This window comes from Intrasporangium zincisolvens, assembly GCF_034724055.1.
Taxonomy (GTDB): domain Bacteria; phylum Actinomycetota; class Actinomycetes; order Actinomycetales; family Dermatophilaceae; genus Monashia; species Monashia zincisolvens.
Genome location: NZ_JAWIIL010000004.1, coordinates 305,580 through 327,370, shown reverse-complemented (window position 1 = coordinate 327,370; position 21,791 = coordinate 305,580). Strand labels below are relative to the sequence as shown.

Annotated in this window: 17 protein-coding genes and 1 pseudogene; all 18 read right to left on the bottom strand. The window is 72.6% G+C overall.

Going from position 1 to position 21,791, the window contains the following annotated elements; genetic code table 11:
- Nucleotides 1-22: 22 nt before the first annotated feature.
- The 18 genes and pseudogenes from guaD to RY076_RS13705 all read right to left on the bottom strand — a co-directional run bounded on the left by guaD (nt 23) and on the right by RY076_RS13705 (nt 21,754).
- The gene (gene guaD / locus RY076_RS13790; protein WP_323099039.1) at nt 23-1,312 is read right to left on the bottom strand and encodes a guanine deaminase; all 1,290 of its coding nucleotides are present in this window, start codon (nt 1,310-1,312) and stop codon (nt 23-25) included.
- Complete coding sequence (gene xdhC / locus RY076_RS13785; protein ID WP_323099038.1) at nt 1,309-2,154, bottom strand: xanthine dehydrogenase accessory protein XdhC; 846 nt, start codon at nt 2,152-2,154, stop codon at nt 1,309-1,311. Before xdhC ends, guaD begins: the two co-directional genes overlap by 4 nt.
- Complete coding sequence (gene xdhB / locus RY076_RS13780) at nt 2,151-4,637, bottom strand: xanthine dehydrogenase molybdopterin binding subunit (protein WP_323099037.1); 2,487 nt, start codon at nt 4,635-4,637, stop codon at nt 2,151-2,153. The genes xdhC and xdhB overlap by 4 nt, the downstream gene beginning before the upstream one ends.
- Nucleotides 4,634-6,127 carry a xanthine dehydrogenase small subunit gene (locus tag RY076_RS13775; protein ID WP_323099035.1) on the bottom strand — a complete coding sequence of 498 codons (1,494 nt, stop codon included), beginning with the start codon at nt 6,125-6,127 and terminating at the stop codon, nt 4,634-4,636. The genes xdhB and RY076_RS13775 overlap by 4 nt, the downstream gene beginning before the upstream one ends.
- Before the next feature lie 194 nt (nt 6,128-6,321).
- Complete coding sequence (locus RY076_RS13770) at nt 6,322-7,161, bottom strand: bifunctional allantoicase/(S)-ureidoglycine aminohydrolase (RefSeq protein WP_323099034.1); 840 nt, start codon at nt 7,159-7,161, stop codon at nt 6,322-6,324.
- Nucleotides 7,158-8,528 carry an allantoinase AllB gene (gene allB / locus RY076_RS13765; RefSeq protein ID WP_323099033.1) on the bottom strand — a complete coding sequence of 457 codons (1,371 nt, stop codon included), beginning with the start codon at nt 8,526-8,528 and terminating at the stop codon, nt 7,158-7,160. Before allB ends, RY076_RS13770 begins: the two co-directional genes overlap by 4 nt.
- Entirely contained in the window at nt 8,510-9,439 is a 930-nt protein-coding gene (locus tag RY076_RS13760) for a fumarylacetoacetate hydrolase family protein (RefSeq protein ID WP_323099031.1), read from the bottom strand. Before RY076_RS13760 ends, allB begins: the two co-directional genes overlap by 19 nt.
- Complete coding sequence (locus tag RY076_RS13755) at nt 9,436-10,611, bottom strand: glycerate kinase (RefSeq protein ID WP_323099029.1); 1,176 nt, start codon at nt 10,609-10,611, stop codon at nt 9,436-9,438. Before RY076_RS13755 ends, RY076_RS13760 begins: the two co-directional genes overlap by 4 nt.
- A gap of 11 nt (nt 10,612-10,622) precedes the next feature.
- A complete protein-coding gene (gene gcl / locus RY076_RS13750) occupies nt 10,623-12,401 on the bottom strand; it encodes a glyoxylate carboligase (protein ID WP_323098830.1) in 1,779 nt (592 codons plus the stop codon).
- Between the two features lie 53 nt (nt 12,402-12,454).
- Nucleotides 12,455-13,357: pseudogene (locus tag RY076_RS13745) on the bottom strand (2-hydroxy-3-oxopropionate reductase); the annotation flags it as partial.
- A gap of 30 nt (nt 13,358-13,387) precedes the next feature.
- Complete coding sequence (locus RY076_RS13740) at nt 13,388-14,227, bottom strand: hydroxypyruvate isomerase family protein (RefSeq protein ID WP_323098828.1); 840 nt, start codon at nt 14,225-14,227, stop codon at nt 13,388-13,390.
- Nucleotides 14,228-14,438: 211 nt separating this feature from the next.
- Nucleotides 14,439-14,765, bottom strand: a complete 327-nt coding sequence (gene uraH / locus RY076_RS13735) for a hydroxyisourate hydrolase (protein ID WP_323098826.1) — start codon at nt 14,763-14,765, stop codon at nt 14,439-14,441.
- Nucleotides 14,765-15,295: a 2-oxo-4-hydroxy-4-carboxy-5-ureidoimidazoline decarboxylase gene (uraD, locus tag RY076_RS13730; protein WP_323098825.1), complete on the bottom strand. Its 531-nt coding sequence runs from the start codon at nt 15,293-15,295 to the stop codon at nt 14,765-14,767. The genes uraH and uraD (RY076_RS13730) overlap by 1 nt, the downstream gene beginning before the upstream one ends.
- Nucleotides 15,292-17,241, bottom strand: coding sequence for a 2-oxo-4-hydroxy-4-carboxy-5-ureidoimidazoline decarboxylase (uraD, locus tag RY076_RS13725; RefSeq protein ID WP_323098823.1), 1,950 nt, complete (start codon nt 17,239-17,241; stop codon nt 15,292-15,294). The genes uraD (RY076_RS13730) and uraD (RY076_RS13725) overlap by 4 nt, the downstream gene beginning before the upstream one ends.
- Nucleotides 17,242-17,250: 9 nt before the next feature.
- Nucleotides 17,251-18,165: a factor-independent urate hydroxylase gene (gene pucL / locus RY076_RS13720; RefSeq protein WP_323098821.1), complete on the bottom strand. Its 915-nt coding sequence runs from the start codon at nt 18,163-18,165 to the stop codon at nt 17,251-17,253.
- A gap of 224 nt (nt 18,166-18,389) precedes the next feature.
- Nucleotides 18,390-19,643: a DUF6986 family protein gene (locus RY076_RS13715; protein ID WP_323098819.1), complete on the bottom strand. Its 1,254-nt coding sequence runs from the start codon at nt 19,641-19,643 to the stop codon at nt 18,390-18,392.
- Nucleotides 19,644-19,733: 90 nt separating this feature from the next.
- A complete protein-coding gene (locus tag RY076_RS13710) occupies nt 19,734-20,750 on the bottom strand; it encodes an alkaline phosphatase family protein (protein ID WP_323098817.1) in 1,017 nt (338 codons plus the stop codon).
- A gap of 200 nt (nt 20,751-20,950) precedes the next feature.
- Nucleotides 20,951-21,754: a phosphotransferase family protein gene (locus tag RY076_RS13705; protein WP_323099224.1), complete on the bottom strand. Its 804-nt coding sequence runs from the start codon at nt 21,752-21,754 to the stop codon at nt 20,951-20,953.
- Nucleotides 21,755-21,791: the final 37 nt, after the last annotated feature.

Here is a 21,791-nt window from a genome sequence, read left to right as displayed (position 1 = left end):
GTTCCGCCTCCCCGGTACGGCTCTACCCCTTGACGCGGTCGCCGCCGACCCACACGCCGGCCACGTGGCCGGGCGTCGCGAGGGCGAAGGTCTTGGCGAGTGCGTCCTCGGCGCCCGACGCGTGCCGGAGCCCGACCTCGAGCGGATCGCCTGCCGCCGGGCGCACCCAGACGGCGTCGAACTGGCGACCTACCGAGAGGTCGCCGACCTCGTGGTCGAGCCCGAGCGCCAGGGCGCCGGCGCGGGTCGCGAGGAAGAGCAGGTCGGGTGAGGCGAGCGGCAGGCCGGCCGGCCCGAGCAGCTGCTGCATGAAGTAGGCCTGCAGGCCCTCCTTGAAGAGGGAGAAGCCGGTGCCGGCGCCGACGTCCGAGCCGAGGGCCACGCGGACCCCGTGCTCCGTGTGCGACCGCAGCGGGAAGAGCCCACTGCCGAGGGCAGAGTTGCTCGTCGGGCAGTGGGCGACGGAGGCGCCTTGTGTCGCAAGGAGGCTCAGCTCGCGGTCGGTGGCGTGGACGTTGTGCGCGAGCACCGTGCTCGGGCCGACGAGGCCGTGCCGGTCGTAGGTGTCGACGTAGTGGTCGGCCTCGGCGAACAGGCGCGCCACCGCGGCGATCTCGGCCTGGTTCTCGTTGACGTGCGAGGTGAACCACGTGCCGGGCACGTCCTTCATGACCGACGCGCAGGCATCGAGCAGGTCGTCGCTGGCGGAGTACGAGAAGCGCGGCGTCACGGCGTAGCGCGTGCGTCCCCGGCCGTGCCAGCGTCGGGTCAGCGCGACCGACTCCTCGTACGTGCGCTCGGGCGTCGACAGCAGCGGCTCGGGCAGCGAGCGGTCGCTGACGACGAGTCCCGACGTGACGCGCAGGCCGACCCGGTCCACCTCCTCGAACAGCACGTCGACCGCGCTCGCGAAGTGCGAACCGAAGACGAGCGCCGTCGTCGTGCCGGCGCCCACGAGGCCACCGACGAACTCCGTCGCGACCTCGCGGGCGTAGTCGACCGACGCGAGCCGCGTCTCCTCGGGCAGTGCGCAGCGGTCGAGCCACTCGAGCAGCGGCATGCCGAGGGCGCCGATGGCGCGCACCTGCGGATAGTGGACGTGGGTGTCGACGAGGCCGGGGAGCACGAGCCCCTCACGGAGGTCGACGACGTCGTCGTCGGGATGCGACGCGCGCAGGGTAGCGGCGGGGCCCCGTTCGGTGATGACGCCGTCGACCACCCGGATCGCGCCATCGGCCTCGGCGCGCAGGCGCACGCCCACGGGGGCCGAGGCGTCGGGGGTGTCGAGGAAGGTTCCGAGGAAGAGCGTCATGCCCGCACCTCCCCGGCGGTCGAGCCGGCGGGTGCTGCAGCGGGCACCTCGGCGCGGAACACCTGCACGAGGCGCGCCGCGACGCTCACGGCGATGGTGGCGGGGTCCTTGCCCGCGATGTCCGGCAGCCCGATCGGGGTCGTGATGCGGGCGAGAGCGGCGTCGTCGTGTCCCTCGCGACGCAGGAGCACCTCGAACCGGCGCCACTTCGCGCTCGACCCGATGAGACCGATCGACCCCAGGTGCGTGCACCGCAGCGCCATGTCGCACAGTGCGGCGTCCTCGGCGTGGTCGTGGGTCATGACGAGCACGTGGGTGCCGGGCGGCACCTGTCCGAGGACGACCTCGGGCACGGGGGAGTGATGCACGTGGATGCGTGCGACGGCGTCGGACAGGCAGGTGAGCCGGGCGGGCTCGACGTGCTCGGCCCGCGAGTCGACGAGGTGCAGCTCGACGTCGTGCCGGGCGAGGATCCGGGCGAGCTCGAGGCCGACGTGGCCGACGCCGAAGATCGCCACGGCGGGCACGACGGGCAGCGGCTCGAGCAGGAGGGTCACCTCGCCGCCGCAGCACTGCTGGCCGTGCTCGCTGGTTGCCTTGTCGCTGAGCGACATCGTCAGCGTCTCCGGCGCGGTGGCGCCCGTCGTGAGCAGCTCGCGCGCCCGGGCCACCGCGGTGGCCTCGAGGTTGCCACCGCCGATGGTGTCCCACTCGGCGTCGGCCGCGACGACCATCTTGGCGCCGGCGTCGCGGGGTGCGTGGCCGCGGACGGCCGTCACGGTGACGAGCACCCCGGCCCGACGCTGCTCGCGGAGCGCCTCGACGGCGCGCACCCAGTTCACGGCCGGGCTCCTGCCGTGACGGCGCCGTCGAGAGCACGCTCCGACGCCGGCTCCAGGGCCGGTTCGCCCGGAGCGGGCTGCTCGGGCTCGACGCCGTCACCTCCGACGACGAGGTGCGCGTGCGCCGCGCGGCGGTCGAGCGGCTCACCGACGCCCTGGGCCCGCGCGGACTCGACGGCCCAGTAGACGGCCTCGGGTGTCGCGGGCGAGGTGAGGTCGATCGTCGCGCCGGTGGGCCCGAACGCGGCCGCTGCCTCGCGGAGCGCCTCGCGCACCGAGAAGGCGAGCATCAGCGGCGGCTCGCCGACCGCCTTGGACCCGTAGACGACGCCGTCCTCGTGGGCGTGCTCGAGGAGCGAGACGTTGAACTCCTCGGGCATCTCGGAGAACGACGGCAGCTTGTACGTGCTCGCCGCCTGCGTCGCGAGGCGACCGCGCGAGGGACGGTCGGACTCGTCCCAACGCAGGTCCTCGAGCGTGAGCCACCCTGCGCCCTGGACGAACCCGCCCTCGATCTGCCCGATGTCGACGAGCGGCGAGAGGCTCTCGCCGACGTCGTGGACGATGTCGACGCGGCGGGTCGAGTAGGCGCCGGTGAAGCCGTCGACCTCCACCTCGGCCGCGGCCACGCCGTAGGCGAAGTACTTGAACGGCGAGCCCTGCATCCGCGAGGAGTCCCAGTGCAGCCCCTCGGTGCGGTAGAACCCCGCGGCCCACAGCTGGACGCGCTGGAAGTAGGCCTGGCCGACGAGCTCGTCCCAGGCGACGGCATCGCCCGCGTCACCGAGGCCCCGCACCTGGCCGTCGACGAAGCGCACGTCGTTCGGGTGGACGCCGAGGCGTCCGGCGGCGACCGCGGTCAGCCGCTCCTTGATCTGCTCGCACGCGTTCTTGACGGCGCCGCCGTTGAGGTCGGCGCCTGAGCTCGCCGCTGTCGCAGAGGTGTTCGGCACCTTGTCGGTGCGGGTCGGGGCAAGGCGCACCCGGGCCAGGGGGATACCGAGGGTCGTCGCGGCGACCTGGAGCATCTTCGTGTGCAGGCCCTGGCCCATCTCGGTGCCGCCGTGGTTGATGAGCACCGAGCCGTCCTTGTAGACGTGCACCAGGGCGCCGGCCTGGTTGAACGCGGTGAGGTTGAAGGAGATGCCGAACTTCACCGGCGTCACGGCGAGGGCGCGCTTGACGTCGTCGTGGCTCGCGTTGAACGCGGCGATCTCGGCACGGCGGCGCTCGACGTCGCCCTGGGCGAGGACGCCGTCCCACGCGGCGACGATGCGCTCGGCGTGGCGCACCGGCTGGCCGTACGGCGTCGACTGGCCCTCTACGTAGAAGTTGCGGCGACGCAGCTCGATCGGGTCGAGGCCGAGCAGCGAGGCGCAGCGGCCGAGGAGGTCCTCCATGACGAGCATGCCCTGCGGCCCGCCGAAGCCCCGGAAGGCCGTCTGCGAGGTCTTGTTCGTCTGGGCGATGCGGCCGTTGACCCGCACGTCGGGCACCCAGTACGCGTTGTCGATGTGGCACAGCGCGCGGGCCAGGACCGGCTCGGACAGGTCGAGGCTCCAGCCACCGTCGGCCGTCAGCGTCGCGTCGAGGGCCTGGAGGCGGCCGTCGGCGTCGAAGCCGACCCGCCACTGGGCGTGGAAGCCGTGGCGCTTGCCGGTCATGGTGAGGTCCTGGGTGCGGTTGAGCCGCAGGCGAACCGGCCGACCGGTCAGCGTCGCGCCGAGCGCTGCGATCGCGGCGAGGCCGTGCGGCTGCATCTCCTTGCCGCCGAAGCCGCCACCCATGCGCAGGCACTGGACGGTGACGGCGTGGCTCGGCAGCCCGAGCACGTGGGCGATGATCTCCTGGGTCTCGCTCGGGTGCTGGGTGCTCGACTGGGCGAACACCTGGCCGTTCTCGTCGACGAGGGCCAGCGCGCAGTGGGTCTCGAGGTAGAAGTGCTCCTGGCCGGCGAACTCGAGCTCACCGCTGAACACGTGCGCCGAGCGGGCGAGGCCGGCCTCGACGTCGCCGCGCTCCATGTGCGGCCGGGCGCCCTGGAAGGCCTCCGCTGCGATCGCCTCGCGCACGGTGACGATCGCCGGGTGCTCCTCGTAGTCGACCTCGACGGCCGCGGCACCGAGGCGGGCGGCCTCGAGCGTCTCGCCGAGCACCCACGCGACCGCGTGCCCGACGAACATGACCTCGGTCGGGAAGAGCGGCTCGTCGTGCTTGACGCCCGCGTCGTTGACGCCGGGCACGTCGGCGGCGGTGAGCACGCGCACGACCCCCGGGACGGCATACGCCGGCTCGACGCGCATCGCCGTCACGGTGGCGCGGGCGTGGGGCGCCTGGACGGGGTGGGCGTGGAGGCAGCCCGCGGTGCGCCCGACGAGGTCGTCGGTGTAGAGCGCGGCGCCGGTGACGTGCAGGGCCGCCGACTCGTGCGGCAGGGCCTCGCCGACGACGGCGCGCTCGGGACGGTCGGACAGGGTGCTCATGCGCCCACCTCCTGTCGGGTCGCGGTGGCGGAGTGGAGCTTGAGCAGGGCGCTGCCGAGCATGGCGCTGCGGTAGGTCGCGCTCGCGCGGTGGTCGTCCATCGGAGTGCCTTCGCGGCGCATGACGGCCGCGGCCTCGCGCACGACCTCCTTGGTCCACGGGCGTCCCTCGAGCGCGGCTTCGGTTGCCAAGGCGCGGATGGGGGTCGCCGCGACCCCGCCGAGGCCGATGCGGGCCCTGGTGACGGTGCCGTCGTCGACCGCCAGGGCGAACCCGACGGCGACGCTGCTGATGTCGTCGAAACGACGCTTCGCGATCTTGTGGAACGCCGCGACCGGGCTGAGCGGCAACGGGATCCGCACGGCGCGGATGATCTCGCCCGTACGCCGGACCGTCTGCCGGTAGCCGGTGAAGTAGTCGGCGAGCGGCACCTCCCGCTCTCCGTCGGCCGAGGCGAGCACGACTGCGGCCTCGAGGGCGAGCAGGGCGGGGGGCGTGTCGCCGATGGGGGAGCCGGTACCGAGGTTGCCGCCGATCGTCGCGCCGTTGCGGATGAGGCGCGAGGCGAACTGCGGGAAGAGCTGGTCGAGCAGCGGGACCCGGCCGGCGAGACGGGACTCGACCTCTGAGAGCGTCAGCGCCGCACCGATCTCGACGGACGCGTCGGTGACCTCGAAGGTGCGCAGCTCGGGCACGCGGTCGATGCCGACGACGAACGGGACGCGCGCTCCCTTGAGGTTGACGTCGACACCCCAGTCGGTCGAACCGGCGACGAGCACGGCGTCGGGGTGCTCGGCGAGCAGCGTGAAGACGTCGGCGACGTCGGCGGCGCGCGCGTACGACCCTCCGGCCGCCACGACGCGGGTGGCCACGGGCGCGGGAGCCGGGCGGTCGCGACGCTGGGCGAGCGCGTCGTCGCCCGCCGGCTCGCCCAGCGCGTAGGCGGCGTCGCGGATCGGGCGGTAGCCGGTGCAGCGGCAGAGGTTGCCGGACAGGGCGTGCAGGTCGAAACCGTTGGGGCCGTGCTCGTGTCCCTCGCCCGACGCGTCGGTGCTGTCAGCCGCCCCGCCGTGCGCGTCGCACCGGCCGGCGCGGTAGTACTCGGCGGCCATGCTGCAGACGAAGCCGGGCGTGCAGTAGCCGCACTGCGATCCTCCGCGCACCGCCATCTCGTGCTGCACCGGGTGCAGGTGGTCAGGGCTGCCGAGACCCTCTGCCGTGACGACCTCCTGGCCGTCGAGCGAGGTCGCCGGCACGAGGCACGCGTTGATCGCCGTCCACGTCGTCGTGCCCTCGGCGCCGTCGGTCGCCGGCCGGGCGACGAGCACCGAGCACGCGCCGCACTCACCCTCGGCGCACCCCTCCTTCGCGCCGGTCAGGCCGCTCGCCCGGAGCACGTCGAGTGCGCTCGTCCAGGCCGGGACGCCGGCGAGGTCGACCGTACGGCCGTTGACCGTCACGGTGGGTGCGGTGGGGGACAGGGACGCCATCGTCAACTCCTCGTGGTGCGTCATGCACCGTTCGGACCGGCCCGGACGGGTCGGCCGCATGGTTGGGAGTGAACCGAACCGCCGGTTATCCATGCCGAACAGCGGTCGGGCGCTGCATCGATGGTACGCGCGAGGGCGTGCCGGAGGAAGGGTTCGGACTCCAGTTTTTCCGCGATGTGGACTAAGGGTTCCGATCAGAGGAACTGGCGTGAGAGCTTCGCGTGCCGGTTCACGTCCTTGTAGAGCAGGTACCGGAACCGGCCGGGACCGCCCGCGTAGCAGGCCTGGGGGCAGAACGCGCGCAGCCACATGAAGTCGCCCGCCTGCACCTCGACCCAGTCGTTGTTGAGCAGGTACATCGCCTTGCCCTCGAGCACGTACAGGCCGTGCTCCATGACGTGCGTCTCGGGGAAGGGGATGACCCCGCCCGGCTCGAAGGTCACGATCGTCACGTGCATGTCGTGGCGCACGTCGAGCGGGTCGACGAAGCGCTTCGTGGTCCACGCACCGTTGGTGTCGGGCATGGGGCTCGCGTCGACGTCCCGCTCGTGCGTCACGAACACGTCGGGCGGGGTGATCCCCTCGACGGGCTCGTAGGCTTTGCGGATCCAGTGGAAGGTGGCGGGCTCTCCCGCGTCGTCCGCGACGTGCAGGCTCCACCGCACCCCGGCCGGCAGGTACGCGTAGCCGCCCGGCTCCATGACGTGCTCGTCGAGGCCGATGCGCAGCCGCGGTGACCCGCTGACGACGAAGAGCACCCCCTCGGCCCCCGGGTCGAGCTCGGGCTTGTCGCTGCCACCGCCGGGCGAGACCTCGACGATGTACTGCGAGAAGGTCTCGGCGAACCCCGACAGCGGGCGTGCGATGACCCACGTGCGGGTCCGCTCCCAGAAGGGCAGGGCGCTCGTGACGATGTCGCGCATCGTGCCGCGCGGCAGCACGGCGTACGCCTCGGTGAAGACGGCGCGGTCGGTCGTCAGGGCGGTCTGGGCGGGCAGGCCGCCCCTCGGGACGTGGTAGCGGGGGGTGCTCATGCCTCTCCTCTGCTGATGAGCCGACCGCGGGGGTCGGCGTCGAGGTCGACGGGGGTGCCGGCGAGCCACGTGCGGCGCACGACGCCGGTCAGGCTGCGGCCCGCGTACGCCGACACGGGGTTCTTGTGCTCCAGCGAGCCGGGGTCGACGACGAACGCCTCGTCGGGGGCGATCACCGCGAGGTCGGCGTCGGCGCCGACGGCGATGCGTCCCTTGCGCTCGAGACCGACCTGACGGGCCGGCGCCTCCGCCATCCAGCGGACGACGTCGGGCAGGCCGAGCCCGCGCTCGCGCGCGCCGGTCCACGTCGCGGCCAGGCCGAGCTGGAGCCCGGCGATGCCGCCCCAGGCCGTGCCGAAGTCGCCGCTGTCGAGGGCCTTGAGGTCGGCCGTGCACGGGGAGTGGTCGGTGACGACGAGGTCGATGTCGCCGTCGACGAGTCCCTGCCACAGCCGCTCGCGGTTGGTCGACTCGCGGATCGGGGGGCAGCACTTGAACTCGGTGGCGCCGTCCGGCACGTCCTCGGCGGTGAAGGTGAGGTAGTGCGGGCACGTCTCGACGCCGAGGCGGACGCCGTCCGCCCTGGCCGCGCGGATCGCCGGCAACGCGTCCGAGCTCGACAGGTGCAGCACGTGGGCCCGGCCACCGGTGCGGCGGGCCTCGTCGAGCACCTGGGCGATCGCGAGGTTCTCGGCCTCACGCGGGCGCGAGTTCAGGAAGCCGGCGTACGCGCGCCCGTCGGACGGCGGTGCGTGCTCGATGGTGTGGGCGTCCTCGGCGTGCACGATCATGAGCGCCCCGATCCGAGCGGTCTCGGTCATGGCCGCCGCGAACGCGTCGGGCTCGAGCGCCGGGAACTCGTCGACGCCCGAGTGCAGCAGGAAGCACTTGAAGCCGAAGACCCCTGCGGCGTGGAGCGGTTCGAGATCGGCGAGGTTGTCGGGAACGGCGCCGCCCCAGAATCCGACGTCGACCCAGGCCTGGCCACGGGCGACCTCCTGCTTGGTGCGCAGCGCGTCGACGGTCGTCGTCGGCGGCACCGAGTTGAGCGGCATGTCGACGATCGTCGTGACGCCGCCCCGGGCAGCAGCACGGGTCGCGCTCGCAAAGCCCTCCCACTCGGTGCGACCCGGCTCGTTGACGTGGACGTGCGTGTCGACGAGCCCGGGCAGGAGCACCTCGTCGTCGGCCAGCTCGACGAGCGTCGCCGCGTCGAGGTCGCCGGGGGCGGCGCCGTCGGTGGCGGTGTCGAGCGTGGCACCCGTGAGGACGAGCGCGATGCGACCGGCGCGCAGGCCGACGACCGCTGCCGTCTCGGCACCGTCGACGACGGCGCGGGGCGCGCGGATCAGCGTGTCGAGAGCCATGCGGCCGACTCCTTCGTCGTGGTCTCGTGTCCGACCGTATGCCGTGCGGCGGCGATCGGGGAGCGTTGCCGCCCCAGCGCGCCGCCGTCGGCCTCGACGACGTCACCGTCGCGCAGGTACGGGCGCGGCTCGGCGGCGGCCATGGCGACACCCGCGGGCGTGCCGGTGATGACGACGTCTCCGGGCTCGAGGGTCATGAGCGTGCTGACGTGGGCGAGGCAGGCCGCGACGTCGTGGACCATGTCGTCGGTCCAGCCCTCCTGGCGCTGCTCCCCGTTGACCGTGAGGGTGAGCCGGACGCCGGAGCCGTCGGGGGCAGGCATCGCGTCGGGCAGGACGAGCCAGGGACCGAGCGGGCAGTACGTGTCGGCGCACTTGCCGGGCGCCCAGGTGGCGGCACCGCCGAGCTGGAGGGTGCGGTCGGTCAGGTCGTCGGCGAGGGCGTACCCGGCCACGGCGTCGAGCGCCTCACCGGGCGAGGCGCTCCGCAGGAGGCGCCCGACGACGACGGCGAGCTCGACCTCGTGGTCGGTCGTCGTGGACCCGTCGAGCAGCCGGACCGTGTCGTCGGGCCCACAGACCGACGTCGTCGCCTTGAGGAAGACGACGGGCTCGGCCGGCTCGGCGGACCCGATCGCGGCGGCGTGGCAGCGGTAGTTGAGGCCGATGCCGACGACCTTCCCGGGGCGAGCGACGGGCGGACCGAAGCGGGCGGTCGCGCCGTCGGGCACGGGAGAGAGGCGGCCCGACCGGACTGCGTCGCGCACGACGGACCCGCCTGTGGCCGTGAGCAGCTCGAGGAACTCGGCGTCGATCTCCGGGGTCAGGGGCGACAGGTCGAGCAGCGACCCGTCGGGTGCCTCGACGACCGGACGCTCGTGGCCCGCGGTGCCGATGCGTGCGAGCCTCATCGCGCGACGCCGTTCGTGCCGTTCGTGCCGTTCGCCCCCGAGGCTGCGACGCGCTCGGCGAGCCGGAGGCCGAGGCGGTGCCCGATGCGTTCGAGGGCGGGTCCGGGGTCGGCGAGCGAGGCCTCGACCGAACCCGCCTCGTCCGTCGTGGTCAGCACCTCGGCGAAGCCGGCCTCCTCCGCCTCGGCCGCGTCGACGAGGGACCGCCCGACGACCGCGACGACGGGGACCCCGTGCTCGCGCGCCAGACGGGCGACGGCGGTGGGGGCCTTCCCGCGCAGCGACTGCGCGTCGAGCGACCCCTCCCCGGTGATGACGAGGTCGGCGCCGGCCACGGCCGTGCCCAGGCCGGTCAGCTCGAAGACGAGGTCTGCACCGGGACGGGTGCGGGCGCCGGCGAGGGCGAGGAGCCCGAACCCGACGCCGCCGGCCGCGCCGGCTCCTGGCACCTCGCGCCGGTCGACGCCGGTGACGGACGCGACGAGGTCGGCCCAGTGGGCGAGGGCGTCGTCGAGCCGGGAGACGTCGCCCGGGGTGGCGCCCTTCTGGGGGCCGTACACGTGCGCCGCGCCGGAGGGCCCGGTGAGGGGGTTGTCGACGTCGCACGCGACGACGAGGTCGACGCCGCCGAGGTGCGGGCCGAGGCCGGCCGTCACGACGCGGTCGACGTCGGCGAGGGCGGCACCGCCCTCGGCGACGGAGCGCCCGTCGGTGTCGAGGGTGCGCAGCCCGAGCGCGCGGAGCAGGCCCGCGCCGCCGTCGGTGCCGGCGCTCCCACCGATGCCGACGACGACCCGCGTGCACCCGGCGGCCAGCGCGGCGGCGACGAGCTCGCCCGTGCCGCGGCTCGTCGCCGTGAGCGGCGCCGGAGACCCGTGCGGGAGCAGGTCGAGCCCGCTCACCGCCGCCAGCTCGACCACTGCGTCGCCACCGCGTCGAGCCCACGAGGTCTCGACCGGTGCGCCGGTCGGGCCGGTGGCCACGGCCGGGACGCGGTCGAAGCCGGCGGCGACCGCGGCGTCGACGGTGCCCTCGCCCCCGTCGGCGACGGGGACGAGGGTCACCTCGATGCCGGGGACCGCGGCGCGCAGGCCGGTCGCGAGGTGCGCTGCGACCTCGGTGGCGGTGAGCGACCCGCGGAACTTGTCCGGGGCGATGACGACGCGCGGCACGGTGGGACTCCTCAGTCGAGGTTGGCGTAGAGGGCGGTCGGGGCGTCGAGGTCGCTCGTCGCGAGCTCCTCGAACTCGGTGACGCCCGCGATGGAGGTGCCCATCGACACGTTGGTGACCCGCTCGAGGATGACCTCGACGACCACCGGCACGCGGTGCTCGACGAGCAGCTTCTTCGCCTGCTCGAGGGCGGGCAGGATGCCGTCCGGCTCGAAGACGCGGATCGCCTTGCAGCCCAGGCCTTCCGCCACCTTCACGTGGTCGACGCCGTAGCCGTTGACCTCGGGTGCGTTGATGTTGTCGAAGGACAGCTGCACGCAGTAGTCCATCTCGAAGCCGCGCTGGGCCTGTCGGATCAGGCCGAGGTAGGCGTTGTTCACGAGCACGTGGATGTAGGGGATGTTGAACTGCGCCCCGACCGCCAGCTCCTCGATCATGAACTGGAAGTCGTAGTCGCCGGAGAGCGCGACGACGGTCGCGTCCGGGTCGGCCGTGGCGACGCCGAGCGCGGCGGGCACGGTCCAGCCCAGCGGGCCGGCCTGGCCGGCGTTGATCCAGTGCCGGGGGCCGTAGACGTGGAGCAGCTGGGCGGCCTGGATCTGCGACAGGCCGATCGTGCTGACGTAGCGCACGTCCTTGCCGAAGGCCGTGTTCATCTCCTGGTAGACCCGCTGCGGCTTGATCGGCACGGCGTCGAAGTTCGTCTTGCGCCACAGGGTCCGCTTCCGCTCGGCGCAGTCGGCCGCCCAGGCGGACCGGTCGGCGAGCGTCCCGGCGTCGCGGCGCGCGCCTGCGGCCTCGACGAACAGCTCGAGCGCGGCCTTGGCGTCGGACACGATGCCGTAGTCGGGGGCGAAGACGCGCCCGATCTGCGTCGGCTCGATGTCGACGTGCACGAAGGTGCGCCCGTCCGTGTACGTCTCGAGGTCGCCGGTGTGGCGGTTGGCCCAGCGGTTGCCGATGCCGAGCACAAAGTCGGACGCGAGGAGTGTCGCGTTGCCGTAGCGGTGGCTTGTCTGCAGGCCGACCATGCCGGCGTTCAGGGCGTGGTCGTCGGGGATCGTGCCCCAGCCCATGAGCGTCGGCACCACGGGGACGCCGGTCAGCTCGGCGAGCTCGACGAGCAGGTCGGCGGCGTCGGCGTTGACGATGCCGCCGCCGGCGACGATGAGCGGGCGCTCCGACGCGGCGAGCAGGTCGAGCGCCTTGTCGACCTGGGCCCGGGTCGCGGCCGGCTTGTAGACCGGCAGCGGCTCGTAGGTCTCGACGTCGAACTCGATCTCGGTCATCTGGACGTCGATCGGCAGGTCGATGAGCACCGGGCCGGGGCGGCCGGACCGCATGAGGTGGAACGCCTGCTGGAACGTGCCCGGCACCTGGGCGGGCTCGAGCACCGTGACGGCCATCTTCGTCAGCGGTTTGGCGATCGAGGCGATGTCGACGGCCTGGAAGTCCTCCTTGTGCAGCTTGGCGACGGGCGCCTGCCCGGTGATGCAGAGGATCGGGATCGAGTCGGCGCTGGCCGAGTAGAGACCAGTGATCATGTCGGTGCCCGCGGGTCCGCTCGTGCCGATGCAGACGCCGATGTTGCCGGCCTTCGCCCGGGTCCAGCCCTCGGCCATGTGCGAGGCGCCCTCGACGTGGCGGGCCAGCGTGTGGTGCAGGCCCCCCTGGGTCTGCATCGCCTTGTAGAACGGGTTGATCGCGGCGCCGGGCAGGCCGAAGAGGTGGGTGATGCCCTCCTTCTTGAGGATCTCCACCGCGGCCTGCGCTGCAGTCATGCGTGCCATGTTCGTGTCCTTGCGTGGGGCGCCCGGAGTCGGGCGCGCGGGGTCGGGAGAGGTCAGGGGGTGGGCTGCCCGGACAGGCGCTGGACGCCGCGGAGCAGGCCGGAGTGGTCGAGGCCGCCGTCGCCGTTGGCGCGGGCCGCGGCCATGAGCGTCGCGACGAGGTTGCCGAGGGGCAGGACGACACCGGCCTCGCGCGCGGCCGAGCTGACGATGCCCATGTCCTTGTGGTGCAGGTCGATCCGGAATCCGGGGGCGAAGGACTCGTCGAGCATGTTGCCGCGCTTCTGCTCGAGCACCTTCGAGCCGGCGAGCCCGCCGCCGAGCACGGTGAGAGCCGCGTCGAGGTCGACGTCGTAGGCCTTGAGGAAGACGACGGCCTCGGCGAGGGCCTCGATGTTGGCCGCGACGACCAGCTGGTTGGCCGCCTTGACGGTCTGGCCGGCGCCGTTGCCGCCGACGTGGACGACGGTGCCGCCGACGGCCTCGAGGAGCGGCCGGGCTGCGGCGAAGTCATCGGCCGCGCCGCCGACCATGATCGACAGGGTGGCGTTGACGGCACCGGCCTCGCCGCCGGAGACCGGGGCGTCGAGCAGGCGGAAGCCCTTGGCCTGCGCCTCCGTCGCGAGCTCGGCGGTGACGTCGGGCCGGATCGAGGAGAAGTCGATGACGAGCGTCCCCGGCTGGGCGTTGGCGAAGACGCCGTCGTCGCCGAGGAGTACGGCCTCGACGTCGGGGGAGTCCGGGACCATGACGGCGACGACGTCGGCGGCCTTGACGGCCTCGGCGATGGAGCCGCTGCCGCGGCCACCGGCCTCCTCGAGCGGGCCGTACCGGTCGGGGGTGAGGTTGTAGCCGACGACGTCGTGGCCGGCGCGGGCGAGGTGCACGGACATCGGGCTGCCCATGATGCCGAGGCCGATGAAGGCGATGGTGGACATGTCGGTCTCCTTCGAGGTGGGACGGTGGTGGCTGGGTGTCCGCCGCGCTCAGGCCGGGCGCGGGGTGGTGAGCTCGCCGAAGGCGGTGAGGCTCTCGAGGGTCGTCGTGAGCGGCTTGTACTCGAGGCCGACGAACCCGTCGTAGCCGGAGGCGGCGACGCGGCCGAGGAGGCCCTCGAGGTCGAGCCGCCCGCTGCCGGGCTCGCCGCGACCGGGCCAGTCCGCGATCTGCACGTGGGCGATGCGGTCGGCGTACGCGGTGACGGCCGCCTCGACGTCGTCGCCGTTGTTCGCGAGGTGGAACAGGTCCAGGAGAAGGCCGACGTTGCCGACCCCTGCGGCGCGCAGGTCGTCGACGACGGCGACCGCGTCGGCCGCGGTGCGCAGCGGGTAGGGCTTGGGCCCGCTCACCGGCTCGACGAGCACGGTGGCGCCGATGCGGTCGGCGGCGCGGGCGGCCAGGGCGATGCTCTCCCGGCCGAGGGCGTCCTGCTCCTCCGGGGTGACGTCGTCGACTCGGTTGCCGTAGAGGGCGTTGAAGGCCCGGGTGCCGAGGCGTTCGCCGATGCCGACGGTGACCTCGATGTTGTCGCGGAACTGCTGCGACCGCGAGGGGACCGACAGGACGCCGCAGTCGGGCCCGGCCAGGTCGCCGGCGAAGAAGTTGAGCCCGGCGAGGTGTACCCCCGCGTCCTGCACGGCAGCCACGAGGGCGTCGACGTCGCGGTCGGCGGGCACCGGCTGGTCGGGCCACGGCCACCACAGCTCGATGGTGTCGAAGCCGGCCGTGCGTGCGGCGGCCGGGCGCTCGAGGAGGGGCAGCTCGGTGAAGAGCATCGAGCAGTTCGCCAGGTAGCGGAGGCCGTGGTGGTGGGTCAGCGTCGACATCGTTCACTCTTCCGAATCGTGGAAAACATATTCCGATATGCAAAACAGTAGAGACGCGTGCCGGCTCCGGTCAAGGGCAGTCGCCGACCGTCTCGCCGATTGGTCTCCGACGCTGGAACGCCGAAGTGCGCAGGGCCCCAGCGGATTTCGCTGGGGCCCTGCGTGACGTGCCGTCGGTGGGAACGCGCGGCTGGCGCCCCGCGTGCGGTGCTCAGCTGCCGCGGTAGGTGGAGTAGCCGAACGGGTTGAGCAGCAGCGGCACGTGGTAGTGCTGGCCGGCGTCGGCCACCGTGAAGGCGATCGTCACCTCCGGGTAGAACCCCGTCGTGCCCGTCGTCGCGAAGTACGCGGCCGTGTCGAAGCGCAGCGTGTAGTCGCCCGCGTCGAGCCGGTCGGGCCCGATGCTGCCGACCCGGCCGTCGGCGTCCGTGCGGCCCTCACCGACGAGCGACCCGTCGGCAGAACGGAGCTCGACGGGGACCCCCTCGGCCGGTCGTCCGGCACTGGTGTCGAGCACGTGGGTGCTGAGAGTGCCCATCAGAGGAGTCCTTCCAGCCGTAGCAGCGCGATCTGTCGCAGCTGGTCGACGGTCTCCGCGCGCTCGGTCGCGTCGTCGTTGTCGAGGCGGCGCCGCAGCTCCGCGAGGATCTCGGCGGCCGAGCGCCCGGCGGCACGGATGAGGAAGACGCGGTCGAAGCGTGCCTCGTAGGCCGCGTTGCCCTCGAGGAGGGACCGTGCCACCTCAGCGTCGTTCGGGTCGACGCCGGCCTGCTCCTTTGCCGACTGGGCGGCGTCGTGCTCGGGCGCGCTGGCCCGCTCGCCGATGCGCGGGTGCCCGGCCAGGGCCGACGCGAGCTCGGTGTCGTCGAGCTCGCGCGCCGCGTGGTCGGCGGCCCCGAGGAGCGCCTCGCGGTCGGCGTACGGCCGCCCGCGAAGCACCTCCTCGACCCACCGGTCGACGCCGAGGCAGGCGTGCAGTCGTGGGCGTAGCCCGTCGGCGTCGGCCTGGTTGAAGGCGGCGACGCCTGTCGTGGGGCGTGCGCGCCCCACCTCCGTCTGCTCGCTCATGCCATCTGGTCCACGTCGACGATCCGCTGCCGGGCGCTGTGCACCGGGTTGGCGTCGGCGACGAGGTCGTCGAAGCGGTAGGCGGCGATCTTGCTGATCTCGACGAGTGCGGCGGCGTGCTCCTGGCTGGGGGAGTTGTTGAGCCGCTCCCAGCCGTGGCGCAGCACCTGCGCGTACGAGTCGCGGTCGCGCACGCACGTCACGAGCGGGAAGCCGAACCGGTCGCGGTACTGCGACGTCAGGTCGAACAGCTCGTCGTGGCTCTTCTCGTCGAGGCGGGTGAGCCCGAGCGCGGACTGGTCCTTGAGCGACAGCTCTCCCTCGTCGCCACCGGCGACGCTCTCGGCCCCGAGCTCCGGGTAGGAGTCGATGAGCCGGCGCTGCTCCTCCGGGGGCGCGGTGAAGAGCGCCTCCTGGAACGCCTGCCGCAGGTCGTTCGTGTCACTGAACGGCCTCTGGTCGTAGGCCCGTTCGACGACCCAGCTCGGCCCCTGGAAGAGGCTGTGGAACGTCTCGACGAACTGCTCGCGCGACATCTCGTTGACCTCGGAGAGCCGGATGAGGTTGCCGGGTGTGCCGGCCACGGCCGGTCCGCGACGCCGACCGACGTGGTGGAACACGACGTTGAGCAGGATCGCGGTGATGCTGCCGAGCGTGATGCCGGACCCGAGGATGATCTGGGCCCACTCCGGCACGGCTTTGGACACGTCGGGCTGGGCCGTGACGTACATGGCCAGGCCCACGCTCGTGCCGACGATGACGACGTTGCGGTGGTCGTGGAAGTCGACCCGCGTCAGGGTCTGGATGCCGACGACCGCGACGGTCGCGAACATCGCGAGGGCCGCACCGCCGAGGACCGGGTGCGGGATTCCGGCGACGATCGCACCGGCCTTGGGGATGAGCCCGATGACGATCATGATGAGGCCGGCCATCGCGACGACGTAGCGGCTCTTGACCCGGGTGAGCCGCACGAGCCCGACGTTCTCGGCGAAGCAGGTGTACGGGAACGAGTTGAGGATGCCGCCGAGGGTGGTGGCCACGCCGTCGGCCCGCAGGGCCCGGGCGATGTCCTCGCGCTCGATGCGCTTCTCGACGATCTCGCCGGTCGCGAAGACGTCGCCGGTGGTCTCGACCGCCGTGATGAGCATGACGACGACCATCGAGACGATGGCGGCGAAGGAGAACTTCGGCCAGCCGAAGTAGAACGGCGTCGTGACGCCGAACCAGCTCGACTGCCCGACGGCGTCGAAGTGCGCGTCGCCGAGCAGCCACGCGATGGACGTGCCCGCGACGAGGCCGACGAGCACCGCGACGGTGGCCATGAAGCCCTTGAAGACGCGCTGGATGACGACGATGAGCGCGAGTGTGCCGAGGGCGTAGGCCATGTTGCGGCCGCTCGACGGGTCGCCCTCTGGTCCGGCCCCGCCCACCGCGTCCGCCGCCGCGACCGGCAGCAGCGCGATGCCGATGATGAGGATGACTGAGCCCGTGACCACGGGTGGGAAGAACCGGATGAGCCGGCTGAAGTACGGCGCGAGGAAGAAGGTGAACAGGCCTGCGACGATGACCGCCCCGTAGATGACGAGCAGGCCCTCGGTGCCGCCGCCGGCGGCGAGGCCGATGGCGATCATCGGCGACACGGCGGTGAAGGTCACGCCCTGCAGCAGCGGGAGGCGAACCCCGACCTTCCAGAACCCGATCGACTGGATGATCGAGGCGATGCCGCACGTGAAGAGGTCGGCGTTGATGAGGTGGATGAGCTGCTCGGTGGTCAGGTCGATGGCGCCGGCGAGGAGGATGGGCACGATGACGGCGCCGGCGTAGAAGGCGAGCACGTGCTGGAAGCCATAGACGAAGAGCTTCGGTGCGGGCAGCACCTCGTCGACGGGGTGGCGGGACCTGCGGGGACGCTCGGGGGCGGCTGTGGTGGAGGTCGTGGCGCTCATGGCGGGTCCTCAGCAGAAGCCCGGCGTCGCGAGCCAGGCCTCCGGTGCGGCCGGCACGTCGTCGCGCAGGACCGAGGCCTCGATGAGGCCGTACGGGCGGTCGGCGGCGATGAAGACCTCGCCGCGGTTCTCGACGTCCGGGAAGCGGGAGAAGTCGACGAGGAAGTGGTGCTTGTTCGGCGCGGAGAAGCGGATCTCGGCGATGTCGGGATGGCGTTCGAGGACGGCCTGGCCCATGGCGTGCAGGGTCTCCTGGAGGGCGCGGCTGTACGTCGTCGCGAAGAGCTCGAGGAGGGTGTCGCGCACGCTGTCGTACGTCTTGTTCCAGTCGACGTCGGTGCTCGTGTGGCGCCAGCGTGCGACGAGCGAGGTGGCGAGGATCCGGTCGTCGGCCTCGGCGAGCGTCGTGTACTCGTCCTTGAGGTAGCCCTTGAACTCCGAGCCCGTCGACTTGAGCACGACGAGGTCCTTGAGGCCCGAGATGACGTGCGGCGTGGGCTCCTGGCCCTCAGGTCCGCGCTCGAGCGTGACGACCGTCGTGCGCACGTCACCGCCGCGGCGGACGAATGCGTGGTCGTGGCCCGCGCCGCCGACCGGGATGCGGTCCCAGGCGTACTGCTCGACCTCGATGCGGGCGGCGGTGGCGGCGGGGGCTGCGTCGAGGAAGCGGTGGGCGAGCGCCAGGGCGTAGTCCTCGGGGGAGGAGACGCCGTGCTTCTTGGCCCAGGCGAACGCGGTGTTCTTCTGGGTGTCGGTCGGCAGGATCTTCGACTGGTCACCGGTGACGTGCGCGTCGGCGAAGTCGCCGCGCAGGGACGTCGAGACGTTGAGGTCGGTGATCTCGTGGCGGGCTGTGTCGCGCGTGATGCGCACCACCCGGTTCTCTGCCTTGCCGTACTGGTTCGGGCCCAGAACGATGCTCATGGTTCAACTCCGTTGTCGAGGTGTGGCGGTTCTGTACGCGACGCTGCCTTCCCAACAGGGTGCCGTTGTCGGTGTCGCGATGGGGCGAAGATCGAGCCCGGTCTCTAATTCCGTGATGTGGAAGTGCTTTATCGAATAATGGAAGGCTAGGGATCGGTCTCGCGAGCGTCAACCATCTCGGCGCATCCGTCTCGCGACCCGGTCACCCGGCGTCCGGGCTGCGGTCAGCCGCGGCGGGCCAGCCGTTCGAGGTCCGCCCGTGACGCGCCGCACCGCTCGACGGCATCATCAGCCTCGACCGCGCCGCAGTCGACCCCCCGCAGCACGAAGTCGGCCAGGGCCCGTGCCGTGGCCGGCTCGTCCATGAAGGCGGAGTCGCGCTGCCCGAGGTAGTCGGCGAGGCGGCCCGCAGCTTGGTGGAAACCGTTGCGGTAGAAGGCGAACGTCGCCGCGTAGCGCGACGGGAGCTGGGCCGGGTGGAGGTCCCAGCCCTGGTAGTACCCCCGAGCGAGCGAGCGGCCGACGAGGCGGTGGTGCAGCGACCAGGCGGAGGCGACGGCCTGCGCCGAACCCACCGGCAGCACGTTCGTCGACCCGTCGGACAGGCGCACCCCGGTCTCGGCGGCGGCCACCTGCATCACCGCCTTGGCGTGGTCCGCCGCCGGGTGGTCCATGGCCTGGTGCTCGGCGGCGATGCCGAGCGAGGCCGAGTAGTCGTAGGTGCCGTAGTGCAGGCCGGTGCACCGGCCTGCCGACGCGTGCACCATCCGGGCGACGAGCGCGGTGCCGTCGGGGCCGAGCACCGCCTGCGGCGTCTCGACCTGGATCTCGAACCCGATCGGCCGCTCCAGCCCCAGCGTGCGCTCGATGCGCTCGGACGCGACGACCATTGCCTCGACCTGGGCGACGCTCGTCACCTTGGGCAGGGTGACGACGAAGCCGTCCGGGAGGGTGCCGTCGACCGCGAGCCGGTCGAGGAAGCGGACGAGCGTCCGCACGCCCCGGCCGCGCGTCGGCGCCTCGAACGACTTGAAGCGGATGCCGGTGAAGGGTGGGGCCGAGCCGGCCGCGACGCTCTCGCGCAGCAGCGCTGCCGCGCGGTCGACGGCGTCGTCCTCCTCGGCGTCCGGGCGGGGTCCGTAGCCGTCCTCGAAGTCGATCCGGAGGTCCTCGACGGGCTCGGTGGCGAGCTTGCGCCGCACGGCGGCGACGACGGCGGGGTCGCCGACCAGGGCGTCGAAGCCGGCCGCGTGCGCGTCGATGGCCGCCAGTGCGTCCGCGCCCCACGACGTCGTGAGTCCGGCTTCCAGACGATGGGCCGGAACGTAGACGGTGTGGATCGGCTGGCGCCCCGCGCGGGGTCCCGGGAAGTCGCGCGCGAGCGAGTCGTCGGCCTCACGCAGCAGCCCGTCGAGCTCGCTGGTCAGCTCCGTGGTGAGGGAGGAGGTGAGCCCATCGGGCGCGTCGTGAACGGTCATGTCGGCTGCTCCTTTGCAGAAATTCTGACCAGCGGACTCTAACTTCTACATCGTGGAAGTGCTCGGCAGTCCGTCAGGCGAGCATCGCGATCAGGTCCAGCGGCCGTTCCAGACGTCGAGGCCGAAGCGAGGCAGGCCCGGGCTCGCAGCATGGCCGAGGTGCGGCAGCCGCCAGAGGTCCTCGATGCTCGCCAGGAGCGAGTAGTGGTTGTAGGGCGTCGTGCTCGTGGACCCCGGCGTGACGAACCGCGACAGCACGAGGGCGCCGACGCGTCCGCCGCCGGGACCGGTGATGCCCGGCAGGGGGCTGTTCGGTCCGGGGCCCTCGCCGCAGCACGCCGTGGCATGGGCCGGGCCGGCGTCGGCCTCGTCGAAGGTGATGACGAGCGCGCCGTCCTGGCGGAAGGCCGGGGAGCTCGTGATGCGGGGGACCCACGTGCGCAGGAAGGCGTCGGCGCTCGCGAGGCCACCGGGCTGCCCGTCGACGCACGGCGCGTCGTGCCCGTCGTGGCAGAGGTTGGGGGTGATGTAGCTGAGGGCGGGCGTCGTCGCGGTCGACGCCAGGTCGGTCGGCAGCGCGTCGAGGTCGACGACGCGCTGCGCGCACGAGGTCGATCCAGTCACCGACCCCAGGTACATGAAGGGGTTGTGTCGCACGGCGTACTGGTCGCCGACGCGCGCCTTCTGGGTTTCGTCGAGGGCGCCGAGCTGCGGGTGGCGGCACGGCGTGCCCATGTCCTCCATGTAGCCGCGCCACGAGCGCCCGGACACGTCGAGCTGGCCGGGCAGGCTCGGCACCTCCGCAGGCAGGACGCACCCGCTCCCGACGTACTGGCCGGGGTCGACGGTCGGGCCGGACGTCCTGAACGGCGAGTACACCCGGCAGTCGGCCTGGGTCTGCGGGTTGGGTCCCTGACCGGTGACCTGCGCGACGTAGTTCGGCAGCGAGTTGTGGCCCGTGCCGAAGTACTGGGTGAGCAGGACTCCCTGGTCGCGCAACGTCCCGGACAGGTAGGGAGCGGCGGAGCCCGGGCCCCACGTCCGGTCGAAGCCCTTGTTCTCGAGGTTGATGAGGAAGACGTGGCCGACGGGTGGCGGCAGCCGCACGGCTGACGTGGTGGTTGACGGAGTGGCTGGCGTGGTGGTTGACGCGGTGGCCGACGGAGTGGCTGGCGTGGTGGTTGACGCGGTGGCCGACGGAGTGGCCGACGGAGTGGCTGCGGGGGCGCTGCAGGCCGGGCTGAGGGCGATCACGGCGGCGAGAGCAAGGCCTCTCACCGTGAGGAGCAGCGGTCGGCGTCGGGACGTCATCGGCGCACGTTCCTCGCTGACACCTGCGACCTCAGCACGTCGATCTCGCACCCCGGCGCGGCCGGGTCGAAGCCGTGCTCGATGAGCCAGCGGATCGCCGTCAGGCTGCGCAGTGACCACCAGCCGCGCACAGCGTCGAGGTCGACCCCCGCGCCGTAGCCGGCGGCGACGTCGTCGAGGTGCTCCCGGTGCCCGAGCGTCAGGCTCGCGAGGTCGTACATGGCATCGCCCTGCCCGGCCTCGGACCAGTCGAGCACCCCGGTGACCTCGTCGCCTTCGACGAAGACGTGCGTCACCTGCAGGTCTCCGTGCATGAACACCGGCGGCCTTCGGCGCAGGGCGACCTCGGCGATCTCCCGGTTGCGCGTGACGAGGTCGGCGGGCACGACGGCACCGGCCAGCAGCCACGCGCACTCGCGGTCGAGGGACGCTGCCTTCTCGTCGAGGCTCGCCCCGGACCACGGAGGCAGGGGCGCGTCGTGCAGCCGGCGCAGCGTCGCGCCTGCTGCTCTCCACGCGGCCGGCGACGCGGTCGAGGCCTGTCCGAGTCGCCCCAGTGGCTCGCCCCGCAGGGCGGCCAGGGCGAGCACGGGCGGCCTGCGCCAGAGGATGTCCGCGGTCGGGACGGGCGCTGCCTCCATGGCGTCGACCTCGACATCGGTCCGCGCCCGGTCCGCATCGACCTTCAGGAAGACCTGCCCTACTCGGAGCGTGGCGCGCTCGTGGTGAGCCACGACCACCTCGACCTGGTCGGCACTCACGGCACCCGGGCCTGCGTCCAGGTCTGCGTCCGCCTCCATGTCCACGCCCGCCAGTGTGACGCAGCAGCCGTCCGGC